We start from the raw sequence: 4229 nt of genomic DNA, 5'->3' as shown, positions 1-4229 counted from the left end.
GCCACCAAAGCCGCCATCGAAGGCCCCGTCGCCAAACCCGACGCGGCCACCACCGCGGCCTACATCGCCGACCTCGACGCCATCGACCCCGCCATCGTCGACGGCAAGACCGACAAAGCCGTCAGCCGAGGCCGCGACCAATGCGCCTCCGTCAAGGCCACCCCCGACGACAAGGCCAAGCTCGTCGAACTCACCACCAAGCGCTTCACCGGCCCCGCGAACCCCGACGGCTTCGGCCCCACCAAGTCCGAGAAGATCCTCGTCGCAGTCCGCAAGCACATCTGCCCGCAGTACTGACACCCCACAAACCAGAGGCCCCGTTCCCCAGTTCGGGGCCTCTGTCACACCCCGACGCGGGCGGCGTCGGGACGTAGGTGGGGCCGTCGAGCAACGCTCCGGCCCCACCAACAACCCGGCCCACGCCGGACCCAAGCAGGGACGCCGCCGACAGGCGATGGCTATCGCCCGTGCCGGCCGGCACCGGTTCGAATCCGGAACGGCGGCGCTCCCCGACCCGCGGTAGAGCAGCCAGGTCAGCTCGCCGGCGACTATCCAGCCGGAGGACGCGGGTTCGAATCCCGCCCGCGGCACCAACACCAAAACCCCGACACCACACGGTGCCGGGCGTTCACCCATGCCCGGAGGAGGGCCCCGTGGACCACCGATCCCTCGTCCGCATCCGCAGCCTCGTCATCGCCGAACTCCTCGACCCCGACGGCCGGCGCATCGGCTACTGCAAGACCGAGAACCTGGTCACCCAGGTCGGAGACCAGTACTACATGGAGCGCGCCGCCGGAATCGGCAGCCCGCCGGCCCAGGTCACCGGCATGAAGCTCGGCACCGGCTCGACGACCCCGGCCAAGACCGGCGGCGGTGCCGCGCTCGCGACGTACCTGACCGACTCGCACCAGGCCATCGCCGCGACCTACCCCCAGTCGTCCCTCGCCACAGCCTCGCGCCGCATCACCTGGCGCGCCATCTGGGCCGCAGGCAAGGCCACCACCGCCAGCCCCGTCACCGAGGCCGTGCTCGTCAACGAGACCCTGACCGACGCCACTTCGCTGGCCGCCGCCACCATCGCACGCGTCCTCCTCACCGGCATCGGCAGCAAAGGCGCCGGCGACACCCTCACCGTGACCTGGCAGCACGACCTCCTCGGCGCCTGAGTAGGAGGCCACAGTGGCCACCTACCGCCTCTGGCCAGCGACCAACGGCAACCCGACCGACGAGGCCACCAACGCGATCAACCTCGGCACCGAGATCGTCCTCAGCGCCACCGGATGGGCTACCGACCTCCACTTCTGGCGCGCGACATTGTCCGAGGTCGGCCCCGTCACCGGCGCCATCTACGCAGTCGTCTCCGGCAGTCAAGTCCCAGGCACGGCCGTGAGCTTCACGCTGAGTGGAACCGGCTGGCACACGGCCACCCTGGCCGCGCCCGTACAACTCACCGCGGGCGTGCGCTACATCGTCGTCATCCGTCACACCGACCGATATGCGGGCACGGGCGCGTACTTCGCCTCCGGGCCCGGCGCGTCCGGCATCACCAACGGCATCCTGACCGCGCCGTCCGCCGCCGCGGTCTCATCCGCGCCGATCGGCAACGGCCGCTTCACCGAAGCCGGCGCCATCGCCGCCCCGACCGGGACCTTCAACGGCGGCTGCTACTGGTCGGACGTCACCGTGTCCGACGTCAACCCCGGCGGCACCGACTACACCGCCACGCCCGGCGAGTTGCTCGGCCTCACCGACACCGCCGCCCGCGCCCTCGACGCGGCCCGCACATCCACCGACACCATCGGCCTCGTCGACCAGGCCACCACCACCGTCGACACCGCACGCGTGCCCGGCGAGACGCTCGGCCTGACGGACCAGGCGACCGCGACCATCGACCGCGTCACCACCCCGACCGACCCGCTCGGCCTCACCGACATTGCCGCGGCCCAGGTCGACGCGAGCCGCGGACCGGCCGAACTCCTCGGCCTGGCCGACACCGCCACGGCCCTGCTCGACACCGACCGTGCCGCAACCGACACCCTCGGCCTCACCGACAGCGTCACCGCCACCCTCGGCAGAGCCCTGGCGGTCACCGTCCTCGACACCCTCGGCCTCACCGACGACACCACCGAACACCTCGACACCCCGGGCGCCGACCGCGACATCCGCATCGGCCCGCCCCACACGTCCTGGCGCATCGGCCCACCGCACACCTGAGGGGGTCGCCGTGGAGATGTCCGTCCTGTCCACCCAATGGATCAAGTGCGACCTCACCGGCCCCGACACGGCGGCGGCCACCGCCGCCCGGTTCGCCTTCACCAGCGGCGGCAGACCCACCACCGGCGACTGGCACACCGCCGAAATCGTCGACACCACCGCCCGATTCCTCGTCGGACCCGACGGACACGCCCTCACCCTCGGCACCCACAAGCTCTGGGTCGAGATCACAGCAGCCCCCGAGACCATCACCGAGACCACCGGCCTCGTCGTCATCACCTAAGGAGGCCCGCCGTGGCCCGCGTCAACGTACCCGTCACCACCGTCACCCGCGCCGGCGTCGCTACCGCAACCCCCATCCCCGGAGATGCGACCAACGGTCACTCTGTCGTCAACAACGGACGCACCAAGGTCGTCGTCAAGAACACCGGAGCCACAAGCCGCACCGTCAGCTTCGTCATCACCAAGCTGACCGACGGCGAGACGCCGCCGGCGAAGACCTTCACCCTCGCCGCCGGCGCCGAACGCAGCTACGGCCCCTGGCCGACGGACTTCTACAGCAAGGTTCTCCAGATCAACGTCTCCCACGCCGAGGTCACCCTCTTGGCAGAGACGCTCTCCGAGCGCTGACCCCTGGGGGCGAAGTACTTCCCACCCTCACCCCCACCCCGGGGTGCACCCCACCCCCGTCCCTGCGGACGAGCGGACGCCGCACCCGGGCGGCCCACCCGACCCGGCAGGAGGCACAGGCCCATGCCCACCGCGCCACCCACCCGCTGCGGCGAACAGGGCTGCCACGAGATGGCCACCACCCGCGGACGCTGCGCCGACCACCAACGCCCACCCTGGCAACAACGCTCCAAAGCCTGGGGCAAAGGCTCCACCAGCAAATGGCGCACAGCCAGAACACAACAACTCCACCGCGAATGGCTCTGCCGACACTGCGGCACCAAAGCCGTCGAAGTCGACCACATCGTGCCGCTCTCCCGAGGCGGCTCCAAGTGGGACCCCGACAACATGCAAAGCCTGTGCACCACATGCCACGAAGCCAAGACACGAGCAGACAACGCGCAGGCCAGGAAGCTGAAGAAGATCCGAAACGAAGAGATCTGAATCCTCCGGATTTCCTTCCAGGAAGATCTTCCGAGATTTTCTCTCGGAAAATTCTCCGGGAATGGGAGTTCGAATCACGGAGATTTTCGAAAAAGACAGCGGCGCGGTTAACGGAACTTTCGCACGCTCAGCCGGGGGACCCCCCTCGGGCCCCGGGCCCGCCGCGCCTGCCCTCCAGGAGGTGTCCCGTGGCCTCTCCGAAGCCCCAGCCCGCCGGGCTCAAGCTGATCAAGGGGCGTGCGCCCGGCCGTGACTCGGGTGGGCGTGTGGTGGCTCCGCCTCCGGCGTTTCGTCGGCTGCCGCCGGAGGCTCCGGAGTGGTTGCCGGATGAGGCTCGGGCGGAGTGGGACCGGGTGGTGCCGGAGCTGGCGCGGTTGGAGTTGCTGAAGCCCGCGGACCGGGCGGCGCTGGTGGCGTACTGCCTGACGTGGGATCGCCTGGTGCAGGCCCAGCGGGAGATGGCGGAGGACGGGTCGGTGTTGTCGACCAACTCGCAGGGGCGGGTGCGGCATCCGGCGGTCGCGGTGATCGAGGCGGCGTCGAAGGATCTGCGGTCGTGGGCCGGGGAGTTCGGGTTGACGCCTTCGGCCGAGGCGCGGTTGTCGAAGGGGCCGGACGATGGCGACGAAGACAGCAACCCGTTCGCCTGACCTGAAGCGCCTGAAGATCTCACCCGAGGTCGCCTGGTATCTGGAGGAGCGGGGCATCCCGCTCCCGGACTGCCCGCCCGCGGTGCAGACTCCGTCGCCCGGCGAGGCGCCGGGGGCGGTGTTCGACCCGGATCGGGTCGACAAGGTGCTGAAGGCCTTCGGGCTGCTGCGGCACACGCAGGGTCAGTGGGCGGGGCAGCCGCTCAAGCCGGATCCGTGGCAGGTGGCGTACATCCTGGCGCCGGTGTTCGG

General features: G+C 70.2%; 6 protein-coding genes and 2 pseudogenes. All 8 read left to right on the top strand.

Annotated features, from left to right (window positions below; all coding sequences use genetic code 11):
- A pseudogene (locus ACWCPW_RS51670) lies at positions 1–297 on the top strand (hypothetical protein); the annotation flags it as partial.
- Positions 298–653: 356 nt separating this feature from the next.
- On the top strand, positions 654–1166 hold the full coding sequence (locus tag ACWCPW_RS51665; protein WP_449768629.1) for a hypothetical protein: 513 nt from the start codon (positions 654–656) through the stop codon (positions 1164–1166).
- Positions 1167–1179: 13 nt separating this feature from the next.
- A complete protein-coding gene (locus ACWCPW_RS51660; protein ID WP_449768628.1) occupies positions 1180–2214 on the top strand; it encodes a DUF4082 domain-containing protein in 1035 nt (344 codons plus the stop codon).
- Between the two features lie 10 nt (positions 2215–2224).
- Positions 2225–2497, top strand: a complete 273-nt coding sequence (locus ACWCPW_RS51655; protein WP_449768627.1) for a hypothetical protein — start codon at positions 2225–2227, stop codon at positions 2495–2497.
- 11 nt (positions 2498–2508) lie between these two features.
- Complete coding sequence (locus ACWCPW_RS51650) at positions 2509–2844, top strand: hypothetical protein (protein WP_449768626.1); 336 nt, start codon at positions 2509–2511, stop codon at positions 2842–2844.
- Positions 2845–2967: 123 nt separating this feature from the next.
- Positions 2968–3327: an HNH endonuclease gene (locus ACWCPW_RS51645; RefSeq protein WP_449768625.1), complete on the top strand. Its 360-nt coding sequence runs from the start codon at positions 2968–2970 to the stop codon at positions 3325–3327.
- 188 nt (positions 3328–3515) lie between these two features.
- Positions 3516–3977 carry a phage terminase small subunit P27 family gene (locus tag ACWCPW_RS51640; protein ID WP_449768624.1) on the top strand — a complete coding sequence of 154 codons (462 nt, stop codon included), beginning with the start codon at positions 3516–3518 and terminating at the stop codon, positions 3975–3977.
- Positions 3946–4229 (top strand): annotated as a pseudogene (locus ACWCPW_RS51635) (terminase large subunit); the annotation flags it as partial. The gene ACWCPW_RS51640 and the pseudogene ACWCPW_RS51635, both read left to right, overlap by 32 nt.

The sequence above is a fragment of the Embleya sp. NPDC001921 genome (genome assembly GCF_053594475.1).
This window is presented reverse-complemented; position numbering and strand designations above follow the sequence as displayed.

Excerpts from the sequence above, each read along its gene's own strand:
- ACWCPW_RS51645 (WP_449768625.1), top strand. The coding sequence starts at position 2,968 with ATGCCCACCGCGCCACCCACCCGCTGCGGCGAACAGGGCTGCCACGAG.